Genomic DNA, 15360 nt, shown 5'->3' on the forward strand with positions numbered 1-15360 from the left:
GGGGACAATACATGGTGGGTAGTTTGACTGGGGCGGTCTCCTCCTAAAGAGTAACGGAGGAGCGCGAAGGTGTGCTAATCACGGTCGGAAATCGTGAGGTTTGTGTAAAGGCATAAGCACGCTTGACTGCGAGACAGACAAGTCGAGCAGGTACGAAAGTAGGTCTTAGTGATCCGGTGGCTCTGAATGGAAGGGCCATCGCTCAACGGATAAAAGGTACTCCGGGGATAACAGGCTGATTCCTCCCAAGAGTCCATATCGACGGGGGAGTTTGGCACCTCGATGTCGGCTCATCACATCCTGGGGCTGAAGCAGGTCCCAAGGGTATGGCTGTTCGCCATTTAAAGTGGTACGCGAGCTGGGTTCAGAACGTCGTGAGACAGTTCGGTCCCTATCTGCCGTGGGCGTTGGAGATTTGAGGGAAGCTGACCTTAGTACGAGAGGACCGGGTTGGACGAACCTCTGGTGTTCCTGTTGTCACGCCAGTGGCATTGCAGGGTAGCTATGTTCGGACGGGATAACCGCTGAAAGCATCTAAGCGGGAAGCCCCTCCCAAGATGAGATCTCCCTGACCCCTTGAGGGTCCTAAAGGGCCGTTGGAGACTACGACGTTGATAGGCTGGGTGTGGAAGTGCAGTAATGTATGTAGCTAACCAGTACTAATTGCCCGTGAGGCTTGATTCTATAACCCAAAATGGTCTATTTAGAGATGTATGACATCTGACCCAGTATTTAAAGTATCCCTTGATATTTTTCCAGTTTAGGTCATGAAGGCTGCTACGGCATCCCCTTCTTAACCTTGCCAGTTTGCCTGGTATCCATAGAGCTGTGGAACCACCTGATCCCATCCCGAACTCAGAAGTGAAACGCAGCATCGCCGATGGTAGTGTGGGGTTTCCCCATGTGAGAGTAGGTCAATGCCAGGCTTCAAATCTAAAAGCCCCGTCTACGGTTTTCCGTGACGGGGCTTTTTTTATGCCTAGCATTTATCAGGTCAGGTAAAAACAGCGAGTGAAAGCCCTTCATGCCAAGGGCACAATCCGAAAGGTAGCGTGGGCGTTTAACACATCTGCATGGATGTCAAAGGCTAGCACTACTGCTTGTTAGCGCTATGATTGGTTATGTTGTTTTGTCTTTAGGTTGCTATCAACGTATCCGCTTCAACATCCATAGCCCACCAAGCAGGAACATAAGCAATGGTAAGGTGGCTGACAGTAGTGGTGGGATTCCGTAGACAATACCAATGCTACCGAGCGTGCGATTAAACAGGAAGAACACGATGCCGATGAGGATACCGATAAAAATCCGCTGTCCCGCCCCGGCATTGCGTTGGAAACTGAATACAAAAGGTGCAGCAATGATCAGCATGACCAGCGTCGAGAGCGGTGTCGTGAAATGCTGCCAGAAGGCTTGCTCAAAACGGCTACTGTTTAAGTCATTATCGCGTTGATGACGGATGAAGTCCGCCAATTCGCTGGCCGCTAGCTGATTTGGTTTAACGGCTGCAATACTGAGTACCTGTTCAGGAACCAGATTATCCTCATGAACCTGTGGCAATACTTCCTGTGTTACCCCATCTTCCTGAATATGCTTGCGATTAAGGTCGTATAGCATCCAACCGTTTGCATCCCGTTCTGCCCGGTCTGCGTGGGTAATCGTGTCGATGCGGCCTGCTTCCGGGTTAATTTCGTAGATTGAAATACCCTCCATCTTTTGCTCTGACCACAGCTTGGCAATATTGAGGATGCGGTTGCCATCCTTGACCCAGATACCCTGGTTGCCGACTGCCAGTTGCTTCTGCTGCATTCGTAATTTGAAACTGCTGGCGGCGAGTTCCGTATGCGGTGCAACCCATTCACCTAATACAAAAATGAGTACGACCAATACCAAGCCGAGCTTCAAGGTCATCATCACAATCTGGCGGATCGAAACACCCGCTGCCCGCATCGCTGTTAGTTCGCTATTCGCCGCCAGATTACCCAAGCCTAGCAAGCTACCAATCAAGGTTGCGGTAGGAAAGTAATCGTACAGCAACTTGGGCGTACCCATCAGGATGTAGTAAAAGGCTTGCAAGTTACCGTATTGCGTTTCGGGGCTGACATCGCCGAGTTCACCGAGGAACGCGAAAAACCGATCGAGCAGGGCGAGCGAGAACCAGGTAAGCAGGATACTGGTAAGGACGCTTTTCCACAGGTAGCGCTCTAAAAAATTCATGAGGGTTTCCCGTAATATTTGCGTAATAGCCAGAAGGCCAAGCCCAGCACTAACAAGTGTATCCACCATAAGCCCGGTAATTGGGGAAAATCCCCGCGTTCCATCATGCCGCGCACGCTTGCCAGAATACTGGCATAGACGGCATAGATAAGGATGGCCACCCCAATTTTGCCGTAACGCCCTTGCCGTGGCGCGGTGTAGCTGAGTGGAAACGCCAACAATGCCAACAGTGGCGCAGAAACAATGATGGCAATACGCCATTGCAGCTCTGCCCGTGCTGGGTTGTCGGTCTGTTGCCATAATTCCTCGATGGGCATCGAGGCGAGACTGCTACTGGAGGTGTAATCACGCAGGGGAATGCGGATACTGTGTTCACCGAAACGTATGACGGTCATGCCCCCGTGTTCCGGGTCGGATTCGTAACGGTAGCCATCACTGATTTGCAAAACCCGTTCACCGCTACCAGAGTCAATGAACAGCACGGCGGATCTTGCCCAGATCAACACTTCATTACTACCGTCTTTCACGCGGATGAAAAAACGTTCCATCACCGTATGGCTAGTGTCGATAGCCTCGGCCAAGGCAGTGTAATTACGCTCAGCCGTGCCAGAGCTGACGAATTCACCTGAAGGGATGCCTGCTGCTTCCGGGCGTTCATTGATTTCGCGGCGTAACTCAGCATTATTGGTTTCCAGCCACGGCGATACGAAAATAACCAACACCGCCAATAACAAGGTAAGTGGCAACACAAAGCTGAAGATGGCGCGGTAAAAATGGCGTGGTGCAAATCCGGCGGCACGTAAGGCGGCCATTTCCGAATCGCGGTACAAGCGGCTGAAAGCCAACATCATACCAATGAGCAGCGCGACCGGAATCAGGCGGATCAGTTGTTTCAACGAGCCGAACCATAACAGGTTGCCGACCAAATCGGTGGGAAGGTTGCCGGTACTGGCATCCGCCAGCAGGCGCACAAAGGTGTTGCCGACGATGATCAGCGTCAATACCAACAAGGTGGCAGCGAAGCTGAGGGCAATTTCCTTGAACAGGTAACGATTAATGATCATATTGGATTACGTTGTGTTGTGCCAAGTGTGCCAGAGGGTCAACAAGCTAGCGAGGGTCGCGGCACTGGCAATGCTCATTTGCAGCCAAAAGGCTTGTGGGTAGCCGGTATTCAGCCCAAATAGCGCGAGCGCCAGTAATAAGAAGAGTGCCGCCAATACTTGTTGGCCTCGGTGTGAACGGCTCCAGTGCCACCCAGCAGCGAGTTTCCACCCTGCCCATGCGGAAAACCACCCAAGTGCAGCCCCAGCACACACATCCATCGGCCAATGTGCGCCTACCGCGATACGGCTGAAGCCAGCCAATAGTGCCACACAAAACAGCGCGGCGGTTACGCGGTCACGTTGTAATACCAAGGCATAAACCCCGGCAACCACGAAAGCCGCAGTCGTATGCCCGGAAGGGAAGCTGAAATTGAACAAATCCGAACCAATGACGTGTACCTGTGAACCCAACACCGTCAAGGGGCGCTCGACTTCCAGCAAATTTTTCAAGCTACGGCTCCACAAGGTGGCGATTAGCCCCGCGAGTATGCCAGCGGGCAGCAAGGCCGGATAGCGCCCGGCCAATAGGCTGAGGAGCACCATTGCCACCAGCGCATCCCCCAAAATCGTCAGGTTTGCCCACAGCGCATCGGGAAACAGCTCTGCGAGTTGCTTGGCAGCCAAAAACAACGGGGTATTCAGCCCGCTTAATTCAAGGGTTGCGACCAGCAATAGCATTAAAATGACGGGCACACCGATGGTTTCAGCTTCATCTCTCACGGTGCGTTTACCTTTTTTGCCAACACCAAACCACCCTGCTTGAATACGACCAGATAGTTTTCTACTGGTTGCAAATAGTCTGCCTTGGTAAACACGTATTCACCCACGACCGGCGCTCGGCGTGGCGTAACCGTTTCCCGATACGTGGTGAAACTGGGCATGTTTACCCCATCCATCACAATCACCGAATCCACGAGATAGTGGCGGGCAAATCGCGCGGCTTCTTTCACCGCACTCTGCTGGGTATAAGCGACCACCGGGAGCAGCACGCTGCCAAGGAATAAAGTCTGCAATACCGCTACCCCCAACAAGCGCAGGTGGTTTTGCACCTGAGGCCACAACAGCAAGGCCAGTAACGCCAGTAAATAAATACCTGTTGCCACCCGGTAATAAAGCCCAGTGACTTGTTGTGACTGCTCCAGCAAACCCTGAAAATAGGGTGTCGGATTTTTCGCAACGGCACTCGTCAGCACTTCCGGCAAAAACAGCAAGACCAGCGCAACCAGTGCGGCGGGAACAACCGCCAGCCAACGGTTAGGATTTTCCCCGCAATGCATCGCGAGCAGCAGCAACAACGGCGTGATCCCATACAGTAAGTAATGTGGTAATTGCGTGTTGGAAAACGAAAAGAACACAAAGACGAAGGCAAACCAGAACCAAAGAAAGCGCTCGATGCCTTGCCCACTGATGTTCTTCAACAACTGCACCAGCAACCCGCCAAACGGCATGATGATCAACGGCAATGCCACGAGGTAATACCAAACTTCCCCGCCATGCCCTTCCATCGTGTCCGAGAAGCGGCTGACATTGTGTTTGAAGAAAAAACCGTCGATAAACGCCTGTCCCTGCGCTTGGTATTCGAGGAGATACCAAGGTGCCGCGACCGCCAGAAAGACCGCTAGACCGTAGGGGCTGAACACGGTTTTTAGCCAGATTCTCCACTGCCCGTGGCTGATATACAGAAAGGCGCTCACTACCAGTGGAATCGCGACGGCTACCGGCCCTTTGCACAAGAAGCCTAGCCCCAGCCACAAAAAGACCCGAAACAACACCATGCGCGTTGGTTGTTCCCAGTAACGCCAGACATCGAACAGGGTAAGGGCAATCAGCAGGTTCAGCACCGCATCGGCAATTGCCGCCCGCCCGATGATGACGATCATCGCGGACGTTGCCACCATGACCGCTGCCAGTATCGCATTGCGACGCGGCATCCGGGGTTTAGCGAAATAATACGTCGCCGTGACCCACGCGCTGGCTGCCAATGCTGAAGGTAAGCGCACACTCCATTCGTGCAAGCCAAACGCTGAAACACTGATGGCTTGCAGCCAGTAAATCAGGATAGGCTTGTCGAAACGCGGTTCACCATTCAGGAAAGTCGTGATGAAATCGCCGCGCTGGAGCATTTCCCACGTCGCCGCACTGAAAGCCCCTTCATCCAGGTCAAACAGCGCTGGCGTGCCGAGTTGCCAGAAAAACGCGAGAATCACCAACGGCAGCAGGAAGCCATCCCCGCTGTGCAGCAACCAATGCCGCAGGCCAGATGCAACGCGCATCAGCTAGGTTTGTGCCAGTCATGTTCCACCACTTCCTCACGGCTGGGGCGGATCACGTAAGCATCGCGACTGGAGGATTCAAAGTAAACCCGCGCCAACATTTCAGCAATAATGCCGGTGGTGAGGAACTGGATGGAGGTTATCACCAGCATTACCCCCGCCAGCAGCAGTGGACGGCCTCCAATGGGATTCCCCAGAATGAATTTGTCGACGCCCAGCCATGTAAGGATCAGCATCCCCAGCATCCCAAACGCCAAGCCAATCGTGCCGAACAAATGCCCCGGACGCGCCCGGAATCGCATGAAAAACCACATGAACAGCAAGTCGATCACCACCCGGAACGTGCGCGAAATGCCGTATTTGGATTCCCCGCTGAGGCGTTCGTTGTGGTTAACCACCCGCTCGCCGATGCGTGAAGGCGGTACAGTCGTGGCAACCCATGCAGGAATGAAGCGATGCATTTCGCCATACAAGCGTACCCGTTCCATCACGGAAGCGCGGTAAACCTTGAGGCTACAGCCGTAGTCGTGCAGGTAAACCCCGGTGACTTTGCGGATGAGGCGGTTGGCAATGCGTGAAGGGATTTTGCGTAAGACCAGCGTATCCTTGCGGTTTTTGCGCCAGCCGACCAACAGGTCGAGGTCACGTTCCTGCAATTCTTTGACCATCGCGGGGATGTCAGCGGGGTCGTTTTGCAGGTCGCCATCCAGCGTTACCAGCAGGCTGCCGCGTGATTGGTCGATACCGGCCTGCATCGCGGCGGTTTGCCCAAAGTTGCGTTGCAGCTCAACAACGTGGATGTGGCTGCCGAATTGATCTGCCGCTTCGCGCAGGCGTTTCAGGGTCTGGTCGGAACTGCCGTCATCGACCAGCACCAGCTCCCAGAGACATTCAAAGTTAGTAAGCGCTTCGGTGACGCGCTCGACCAGTGGCAGAACATTACCTTCCTCATTATAGAAAGGTACTATGATGCTGATGGTATCAGGAGAATTTGTCATTAAATCAATGTCCGGTTCGGTTACAATGCTGCATTGGATTATACGTTAAAGCGAGTGAATGATGACAGAACAGCGCAATACATCCACTTCACGCTGGAAATTGGTGATTTCTTGGCTAGTGTTGATCCTGTTTGTTGCAGGTGTCGAGTACTGGATAGGCTGGAAAACCGTGCTGGCTCCGTGGGCAACGTTTGGATGGGGGCAGGGTTTGATTGCCTTGGCGTTGTTGGTGCTGAGTTATGCGTTGCGGGCGTGGCGTATGTATGACTACTTCCCGCAACAGTTGGGCGGTCAGTGGATGCAGACGTGGCGGTTGATGTTGATCCATAACGCACTGAATAATTTGCTGCCTGCGCGTACCGGGGAAATCAGTTTTCCGGTGATGATGAAGCGTTACTTTGATGTAGGCTATGCGTATTCGGTGTCGGCTTTGGTGTGGTTTCGCTTTCTGGATTTGCATACCATTTTGGCGTTTGCGATTTACCCGCTGTTGGTGGTGACGCCGCTGAAACGGATAGCCGTGCCGCTGGTAGTATTGTGGATGCTGTTGCCTATCGTGGTATACCTGTTGCGCAACCGTATTGAAGTGGCGTTTGCGGGCAAGGATGGCAAGCTAAGCGAGTTGGCACAGCAGGCCATGTACGGTTTGCCGGACAACTGGAGCGAATTCTGGCGTAGCTGGGGCATGACCTGGGCAAACTGGATTGTAAAACTGGTAACGCTGGCGTGGTTGCTGGGGCAGTTCGTGCCCGATGTAAGCTGGAATATGTTGCAGGCTGGCGTGGTCGGTGGCGAATTGACCAGTGTATTGCCGATTCATGCCCCCGGTGGTTTTGGAACGTATGAGGGCGGGGTAATTGCGGCTTTGTTGCCCGTTACCAGCGCCCATGCGGCGACGATTGGCGCGGTGAATGTGCATTTGTTCGTATTGGGGTCTTCACTGGTGGGTGCACTGGTGGGCTGGTTGATTCCCTTAAAAGCTAAGTAATAATGATTGAACGTAGGGCTGGGCTGTTTCTGCTGTTATTGCTATTGGGCATAACAGCGTATCGGGTATGGGTGGTGGCCAGCAGTGGCCTGAACCTGTACGTGGATGAGGCGCAATACTGGTATTGGGCGCAACACCTCGAATGGGGCTATTACTCCAAACCGCCGGTGATTGCGGCGATTATTGCTGCCACCACTTCGGTGTGCGGCGATAGCGAAGTGTGTGTACGGGCGGGCAGTTTGTTGCTGTATCCGCTGAGTACCGGGTTACTGTTTTTGCTGGCCAAGCGTTTGTTTGATGCCAAAGTGGCATTATTGGCGGCGGTGTTGTTCATTACCCTGCCTGCGGTTAGCCTGTCTTCTACCCTAATTTCGACCGATGTGGCGCTGTTCTTTTGCTGGACCTTGGCGCTGTATGCCTTCGTGACAGCGCTGGATAGCAATGCGTGGGGTGATTGGCTGTTGCTGGGTGTGGCACTGGGCTTAGGGATGTTGAGCAAGTACACCATGGGAATCTTTCTGGTTTCCGCCCTGTTGTATGTCGTTGTGGCGAGGCGTTTTGATGTGTTGCTGAATCTGCGGGCATGGTTCGCGGTGCTGGTGATGGCGCTGATGTTTGCCCCGAACCTGTGGTGGAACTGGCAGCATGATTTTCCAACTTTTAAGCACACGGCCGATATTGCTGCGGCAAGCACGCAGGGGGCATTGCATTGGGATGAGTTCAGCGAATTCATCGGTGGGCAATTTGGGGTGTTTGGCATTTTGTTGTTCCCCTTGTTGGCGTGGGTAATCATGAAGGGCAAGGTGGCACACAAAGCCTTGTTGCTAAGTTTTGCCTTACCGTTTTTGCTGATCATTACCTTACAGGCATTGTTTGGGCGGGCGAATGCCAACTGGGCTGCACCGACGTATGTTGCCGCTACCTTGCTGGTCGCAGCGTGGTTGCAAGGGCACTGGAAATTACTGACCTTGGCTTTGCTGTTGAATATTTCGTTGGGCTTATTGGCCTATCACCCCGCGCCGCTGAACTACCTGCTCAAGTCCGATTTGCATAAGCGTTTGAAGGGATGGGATGCGATCGGGGAGCAATACCTCGCACTTCAGCAGCAATACCCGCAGGCCATTTTGTTGTCGGATAGCCGCGAAGTGTTGAGCGAACTGGTGTATTACGCCCGCCCGCAAGGTTTGCGCGGGGTAAGCTGGAACCCGCAACACCAGTTACGCCACCATTACGATCTGGTGACGACGTTGGATGGCAAGGTTGGGGATGATTTCTTGTTGGTGACAAAAAATCCATTAGCGGCTGATGTAGCAGGTTATTTCGAGTCCAGTCAGGCACTGGAGCCGTTACATGTCGATGTTCATCCTACCTATACACTGGATTACCATGTGTTCCTGCTGAAACACTTCAAAGGTCTGGTGTCGCCATGAAATTCTGGAAAAAATACCCGCAACTGTGGCTGTGGCTCAATCTGGTGGCGGCATCGACGTTGGTGTTCTGGTTTTCCAACTGGGATTTGACGGTGGCGGGGCTGTTCCAGCAAACGGGTCATTGGTTGCTGGATGATTTCCCAGTGTGGAAAACGGTGTTTTACGACGGTGTGCCGTATATTGCAGGCAGCGTGTTGGGCGGCAGTTTACTGATCATGTTGGCGAGCACGGTATTGCGCCGCTGGTATCGGTTGCGCTTGTATGCGGCTTATGTGTTGCTGGTGTTTTTGGTAGGGCCGGGCTTGCTCGTCAATAGCCTGTTCAAGGATAACTGGGGCAGGCCGCGCCCGGTGCAGGTGGCTCAACTCGGTGGGCAGGAGGCTTATGCGCCGCCGGGGTATTGGGTGGCAAACGGTCACGGTCGCTCGTTTCCCAGCGGGCATAGCTCGATTGGGTTTGCGTTTGTGGCGTTCTGGTTTGTATGGCGGGAACGTAAACCGCAGTGGGCACGGTTGGCGCTGGTGGCGAGTGTGTCGCTGGGTTGTGCGATTGGCCTGACCCGTATGGCGGCGGGAGGGCATTTCTTGTCTGACGTAATGTGGTCAGCTTGGGTGGTGTTGTTCGCGGCGTGGGTGTTGTATTACCCGGTGATGCGCATCCCGCGCCGCGAAATGGCTTACCGCCTTTAACTATTTCCGGGTTCTACGTTGATGCTGGTGATTTCACCGTCAGCGTCGATGTGGATGAAGAGTTGAATCGGGTTGCAGCAGATCTGGCAGTCTTCGTAGTAGTCCTGACTGCCTGCGGTAATGTCGATTTCGGTACTAAAGGCCGAATAGCAGTAAGGGCAGGTGATGTTACTGTGGGTTAGAACCTGCGACATGATTAATCCTCCAAAAACAGTTGAATAACCTCATTCAGGAATTGCCAGCCGATTGCTGTAGGGCGGATATGCCCCTCCTCAACATCCAGTAACCCGCGTTGCAATGCCTGATCCAGCCCCGCCTTGAGGTGATGGAATGCCAGACCGGTACGTTCCGTCAACAATGTTATGGGAAAACCGTCCCGCAAGCGCAATGCATTCAGCATGAACTCAAAGCTCAGGTCAGCAGGGGTGAGGATTTGCTCACCGCTGCGGGCTGCGCCGATGCTGGCTTGTTGCATGTACTCGGCGGGTTGGCGGTGGTTGTGGTAACGGGTGATGCTGCCTTGCGCGGGGTTGGTTATTTTCCCGTGTGCGCCTGCACCGATAGCCACGTAATCACCGAATTCCCAGTAGTTCCGGTTATGCCGACATTCAAAACCCGGTCTGGCATAGGCGGAAACTTCGTATTGAGTATAACATGACAAATTGATTAAATGTTGACCTGCGAATTGCATTTCGGCAACTAAATCATCGTCGGGCATGGGGGGTGGTTGTTTATAAAAAAGCGTGTTGGGTTCGAGGGTGAGTTGATACCACGACAAATGTGTGGGGTTCAGGTCGATGGCTTGTTGCAAGTCTTGCAGTGCTTGTTCTTGGGTTTGCTTGGGTAAGCCGAACATCAGATCCAGATTGAAATTGTCAAAGCCTGCGCTGCGGGCAATGTCGGCGGCGCGTAAGGCTTCGGTATTGTTGTGCACCCTGCCCAAAATCTGCAAATGCTCGGCGTTGAAGCTCTGGATACCGACGGAAAGGCGGTTGATACCCGCTTCTCGAAAGCCTTTGAATTTTTCCTGCTCAAACGTGCCGGGGTTGGCTTCCAGCGTCACTTCGATATTGGGGCGGAACGGCAGTAGGGCGCGGATACCGCACAGCAATTCGTCGATACTTTCCGCCGAAAACAGGCTGGGCGTGCCGCCACCGATGAAAATGGATTCGAGCTTGCGTCCCCAAATGTGCGGCAATTCCTGAGCTAAGTTGGTGAGCAGGGCTTGCACGTATTGTTTTTCGGGTAAGCCGCTGGGCGCTGCGTGCGAGTTGAAGTCGCAGTAAGGGCACTTGCGGATGCACCACGGAATGTGGATGTAGAGGGATAGGGGGATGTGGGTCATGCTCATCTCTGGGGGCGGAGCGACCGATTGTAGCGGATTGTTTCCGACTTCCTCCAGAATTGATTAAACTGACTGGGAAATAATGAAGTAAAGTAGCCCCATGCAACAAGCCTACCACATTCTCAACAATACCTACGGCTATGCCGATTTCCGCCTCAACCAGAAGGACATCATCGGTTCCTTGCTGCAAGGCCATGACGTACTCGCGCTGATGCCTACCGGCGGCGGGAAATCGTTGTGTTACCAGATTCCGGCTTTGGTGCGCGATGGCGTGGGGATTATCGTTTCCCCGCTGATTGCTTTGATGCAGGATCAGGTGGATGCCTTGCTGCAACTGGGTATTCGGGCGGCTTATCTCAATTCCACGCTGAATTACGGCGCGGTGCAGCAAGTCGAGCGTGATTTGCTGGCGGGTGAGATTGACCTGTTGTACGTCGCGCCGGAACGTTTGCTCAGTGAGAAAATGTTGCCGTTGCTGGAACGTTTGCATTCCACACTGGGCATTGGCCTGTTCGCTATCGACGAAGCGCATTGTGTGTCGCAATGGGGGCATGATTTCCGCCCGGAATACCAGCAGTTGTCGGTGTTGGCGGAACGTTTCCCCGGTGTGCCACGCATTGCGTTGACTGCTACCGCTGACCAGCGTACCCGTCAGGAAATCATTGAGCAGTTGCGCCTGCAACAGGCTGATATTTACGTCAATAGTTTTGACCGCCCCAATATCCACTACACCATCCAGCAAGGGCAGCAAGCGCGGCAACAATTGTGGCAGTTTATCGAAGCCAATCACCCGCAAGACGCGGGGATCGTGTATTGCCTGTCGCGCAAAAAGGTCGAAGACACGGCCGCGTGGCTAGCCAAGCAGGGGCGCAACGCGTTGCCGTATCATGCGGGGATGGATGCAGACACGCGCCGCAATCACCAGCAACGTTTCCTGCGCGAAGAGGGTGTGATTATCGTTGCCACCATCGCCTTCGGCATGGGCATCGACAAGCCGGATGTGCGTTTTGTGGCGCATTTGAGCCTGCCAAAAAGCATCGAAGCCTATTATCAGGAAACCGGGCGTGCCGGGCGTGACGGTATGCCCGCGAATGCGTGGATGTCTTACGGCTTGCAAGATGTCATCACCTTACGGCAGATGATGCTGGAATCCACCGCCAGCGAGCAGCAAAAACGCATCGAACACCACAAGCTGCAAGCCATGTTGGGCTTGTGCGAAATGACCACTTGCCGCCGCCAAGCGTTGTTGAGCTATTTTGGTGAGCCAACACCGCAACCGTGCGGCAATTGCGATAACTGCGTGAATCCGCCGGAGGTGTGGGAAGCAGCGGTGGCGGCACAAAAGGCGTTGTCGTGCGTGTACCGTACCGGGCAGCGTTTCGGGGTGAATTACCTCATCGACGTGTTATTGGGTAAGGATGATGAACGCATCCGCCAGTTTCGCCACGAGCAGCTTTCGACTTACGGGATTGGCACGGAGCATTCCCCAGAGGAATGGCGCAATATTTTCCGCCAATTGATTGCGCTGGGGTATTTGAGTGTGGATGTGGACGGGCATGGCGGTTTGCGCCTGACGGACAATTCCCGCCCCTTGTTGCGCGGTGAAATCGAGCTGCATTTGCGCAAGGAGCAGAAGCGCGAACGGGTGCGTCGGGAACGCAATCGTGCCGAACGTGCGCCACGGCCGGAATTTGAGGCAATGTCTGCTGCCGCTAAAACCTTGTTCGAGGAACTGCGTAACCTGCGGCTGCGGCTGGCGCAGGAGCAGGGTGTGCCGCCTTATGTCATTTTCCACGATGCGACCTTGTTGCACATGGCGAATGAATGCCCGCAAACGCTGGAGGCGATGCGGGGTATTACGGGTATCGGTGAGCGCAAGCTGGAACAGTATGGGCTGGCGTTTTTGGCGGTGGTGTTGGGGCGTTAATCCTTTGAGCAATCCAACATGATGCACAAAAAGCCGCCTCAATGGGCGGCTTTTTCGCATAATCGTATAAATTAGCGTTTAGAAGAACAACGCGACCTTCGCTTCCTGACGATACTTATGCAGCAACGGCTCGGTATACCCGTTCGGCTGTTCACGCCCTTTGAACACCAGATCGCAAGCGGCTTTGAACGCTACGCTCTTGTCAAAGTTGCCGCTCATTTTGGTGTAAGTCGGGTCGCCTTCGTTCTGCGCATCAACCTTGGTGGCCATGCGCTTGAACGCTTCCATGATTTGCGCGTCGGTGCAAATGCCGTGATGCAACCAGTTCGCCATGTGCTGGCTGGAAATACGCAAGGTAGCGCGGTCTTCCATCAAGCCTACGTCATTCACGTCTGGCACTTTGGAACAGCCGACGCCCTGATTGACCCAGCGCACCACGTAACCGAGGATGCCTTGCGCGTTATTGTCCAGTTCTTGCTGGATGTCTGCCGCGCTCCAGTTCGGGTTGGTCGCAACCGGAATGCTGAGGATGTCGTCGATATTGGCACGCGGACGGCTTTTCAGCTCTTCCTGACGCGCAAACACGTTGACCTTGTGGTAATGCATTGCGTGTAAGGCTGCGGCGGTCGGCGAGGGAACCCAAGCAGTGTTCGCGCCGGACAGCGGGTGGGCGATTTTGGTTGCCAGCATTTCTGCCATGCGATCCGGCATTGCCCACATGCCTTTGCCGATTTGTGCGTGACCGGGCAGGCCGCATTCTAGGCCGATGTCGACGTTCCAGTCTTCGTAAGCCTTGATCCAAGCGGCGGATTTCATGTCGCCTTTGCGGAGCATCGGGCCTGCTTCCATCGAAGTGTGCATTTCGTCGCCGGTACGGTCGAGGAAGCCGGTGTTGATGAACACGACCCGTTCCTTGGCAGCACGGATGCACTCTTTCAGGTTGACGGTGGTGCGGCGCTCTTCATCCATGATGCCGACTTTCAGGGTATTGCGTGGCAAGCCCAGCGCGTCTTCGATGCTGCCAAACAGTTCGTTGGTGAAGGCGACTTCTTCGGGGCCGTGCATTTTGGGTTTAACGATGTAAACCGAACCTGTGCGCGAGTTGCTGTATTTAGCACTACCGTTGAGGTTGTGGATGGACAGCATCCCGGTCATGTAACCGTCCATGATGCCTTCAGGGATTTCGTTGCCATCTTTGTCGAGAATCGCCGGGTTGGTCATCAAGTGACCGACGTTACGGATGAACAGCAGGCTGCGACCCGGTAGAGTGACGGTGGAACCATCCGGTGCGGTGTAGTCGCGGTCAGGGTTGAGCGCACGGGTAAAGCTTTTGCCGCCTTTGCTGACCTGTTCGCTGAGGTCGCCTTTCATCAGGCCGAGCCAGTTGGTGTAGATCAGGGTTTTGTCGACATCATCCACCGCTGCCACGGAATCTTCGCAGTCCATAATGGTGGTGAGGGCGGCTTCCATGAGGATGTCGTTCACGCCAGCCGCATCTTCTTTGCCGATCATGCCGTCGCGGTCGATCTGGATTTCAAAGTGTAAGCCATTGTTGCGCAACAGGATGGCGGAAGGTGCATCCGCCGTGCCACGGTAGCCGACAAATTGGTTGCCATCACGCAGCCCGACCACGGAACCGCCGATCATGTCCACAACCAGCGAGCCGCTTTCATCGACGCGATAGCCATTGGCATTGTGGTGCGACAGGAAGGAGAGTGGTGCGGCTTCGTCGAGGAAGTTGCGGGCAAAGTCGATAACTTTCTTGCCACGTACCGGGTTGTAGGCTTTGCCTGCGGCTGCGCCGTCGGTGTCAGGAATCGCATCCGTGCCATACAGCGCGTCATACAGGCTACCCCAACGCGCATTGGCGGCATTCAGGGCGAAACGTGCATTCATGACGGGAACGACCAATTGCGCCCCGGCGGTTTGGGTGATTTCCACATCCACATTGGCGGTGGTGACGTTGAAGGCTTCACCTTCCGGCAACAGATAGCCGATGTCTTGCAGAAACGCTTTGTAAGTGGCGAAATCAAATGTGCTTTTATTAGCAATGTGCCAAGCGTCAATTTGCGCCTGCATCTGGTCGCGTTTAGCCAGCAGTTCGCGGTTGCGAGGCGCTAGGCGTGTTACAATGGCCTCCAAACCTGCCCAGAAAGCTGCTGCGTCCAAACCAGTACCCGGTAAGGCTTGTTGTGTTACAAAGTCATGCAGTAGTGTTGACACTTGTAAACTACCAACGGTAATCCTGTTGCCCATTCGTCACGATCCTCTCAGAAATACAAACAAAATTGTCGACATTGTCCGGTTATAACCCAATATGGGCAGCGGCAAAAATTGGAATTCTCAATAATGAAGATTAAAATGTTTAGCATCCGTCATTTAAATGCCTT

Annotated in this window: 12 protein-coding genes and 2 rRNA genes (1 of these 14 only partly in view); 6 read left to right on the top strand and 8 right to left on the bottom strand. The window is 54.1% G+C overall.

Features of this window, described 5'->3' with window-relative positions:
• Together J9253_RS17260 and rrf are read left to right on the top strand one after the other, a co-directional pair.
• A 23S ribosomal RNA gene (locus J9253_RS17260) occupies nucleotides 1-684 on the top strand (it extends 2144 nt beyond the left edge of the window).
• Between the two features lie 126 nt (nucleotides 685-810).
• A 5S ribosomal RNA gene (gene rrf, locus J9253_RS17265) occupies nucleotides 811-926 on the top strand.
• 220 nt (nucleotides 927-1146) lie between these two features.
• Here the strand turns inward: rrf and lptG are convergent.
• From lptG to J9253_RS17290, 5 genes are read right to left on the bottom strand one after another with little or no spacing between them, the layout of a single operon-like run.
• Nucleotides 1147-2214: an LPS export ABC transporter permease LptG gene (lptG, locus tag J9253_RS17270; RefSeq protein ID WP_210222113.1), complete on the bottom strand. Its 1068-nt coding sequence runs from the start codon at nucleotides 2212-2214 to the stop codon at nucleotides 1147-1149.
• Nucleotides 2211-3278, bottom strand: a complete 1068-nt coding sequence (lptF, locus tag J9253_RS17275) for an LPS export ABC transporter permease LptF (RefSeq protein ID WP_210222114.1) — start codon at nucleotides 3276-3278, stop codon at nucleotides 2211-2213. Before lptF ends, lptG begins: the two co-directional genes overlap by 4 nt.
• Nucleotides 3279-3284: 6 nt before the next feature.
• Nucleotides 3285-4040: a phosphatase PAP2 family protein gene (locus tag J9253_RS17280; protein WP_210222115.1), complete on the bottom strand. Its 756-nt coding sequence runs from the start codon at nucleotides 4038-4040 to the stop codon at nucleotides 3285-3287.
• The gene (locus J9253_RS17285) at nucleotides 4037-5593 is read right to left on the bottom strand and encodes an ArnT family glycosyltransferase (RefSeq protein ID WP_210222116.1); all 1557 of its coding nucleotides are present in this window, start codon (nucleotides 5591-5593) and stop codon (nucleotides 4037-4039) included. Before J9253_RS17285 ends, J9253_RS17280 begins: the two co-directional genes overlap by 4 nt.
• Nucleotides 5593-6591, bottom strand: coding sequence for a glycosyltransferase family 2 protein (locus J9253_RS17290; protein ID WP_210222117.1), 999 nt, complete (start codon nucleotides 6589-6591; stop codon nucleotides 5593-5595). The genes J9253_RS17285 and J9253_RS17290 overlap by 1 nt, the downstream gene beginning before the upstream one ends.
• A 58-nt stretch (nucleotides 6592-6649) precedes the next feature.
• On the opposite strand from J9253_RS17290, the gene J9253_RS17295 reads away from it, so the two are divergent.
• The 3 genes from J9253_RS17295 to J9253_RS17305 are packed head-to-tail and all read left to right on the top strand — an operon-like array spanning nucleotide 6650 to nucleotide 9698.
• Nucleotides 6650-7579: a lysylphosphatidylglycerol synthase transmembrane domain-containing protein gene (locus tag J9253_RS17295; protein WP_210222118.1), complete on the top strand. Its 930-nt coding sequence runs from the start codon at nucleotides 6650-6652 to the stop codon at nucleotides 7577-7579.
• A gap of 2 nt (nucleotides 7580-7581) precedes the next feature.
• Nucleotides 7582-9009, top strand: coding sequence for an ArnT family glycosyltransferase (locus J9253_RS17300; protein WP_210222119.1), 1428 nt, complete (start codon nucleotides 7582-7584; stop codon nucleotides 9007-9009).
• Nucleotides 9006-9698 carry a phosphatase PAP2 family protein gene (locus tag J9253_RS17305; RefSeq protein ID WP_210222120.1) on the top strand — a complete coding sequence of 231 codons (693 nt, stop codon included), beginning with the start codon at nucleotides 9006-9008 and terminating at the stop codon, nucleotides 9696-9698. Before J9253_RS17300 ends, J9253_RS17305 begins: the two co-directional genes overlap by 4 nt.
• Here J9253_RS17305 and J9253_RS17310 read toward each other — a convergent pair.
• Both J9253_RS17310 and hemW read right to left on the bottom strand, forming a co-directional pair.
• Nucleotides 9695-9892 carry a CPXCG motif-containing cysteine-rich protein gene (locus J9253_RS17310; protein ID WP_210222121.1) on the bottom strand — a complete coding sequence of 66 codons (198 nt, stop codon included), beginning with the start codon at nucleotides 9890-9892 and terminating at the stop codon, nucleotides 9695-9697. The genes J9253_RS17305 and J9253_RS17310 overlap by 4 nt on opposite strands.
• 2 nt (nucleotides 9893-9894) lie before the next feature.
• Nucleotides 9895-11043, bottom strand: coding sequence for a radical SAM family heme chaperone HemW (gene hemW, locus J9253_RS17315; protein ID WP_228291416.1), 1149 nt, complete (start codon nucleotides 11041-11043; stop codon nucleotides 9895-9897).
• Nucleotides 11044-11143: 100 nt separating this feature from the next.
• Here hemW and recQ point away from each other — a divergent pair, with 100 nt between their 5' ends.
• On the top strand, nucleotides 11144-12970 hold the full coding sequence (gene recQ, locus J9253_RS17320; RefSeq protein WP_210222123.1) for a DNA helicase RecQ: 1827 nt from the start codon (nucleotides 11144-11146) through the stop codon (nucleotides 12968-12970).
• Nucleotides 12971-13048: 78 nt separating this feature from the next.
• Here the strand turns inward: recQ and J9253_RS17325 are convergent, their stop codons facing one another.
• Nucleotides 13049-15226, bottom strand: coding sequence for a malate synthase G (locus J9253_RS17325; protein ID WP_210222124.1), 2178 nt, complete (start codon nucleotides 15224-15226; stop codon nucleotides 13049-13051).
• Nucleotides 15227-15360: the final 134 nt, after the last annotated feature.

It is taken from the genome of Thiothrix litoralis (assembly GCF_017901135.1).
In the GTDB taxonomy this organism is placed as follows: Bacteria; Pseudomonadota; Gammaproteobacteria; order Thiotrichales; family Thiotrichaceae; genus Thiothrix; species Thiothrix litoralis.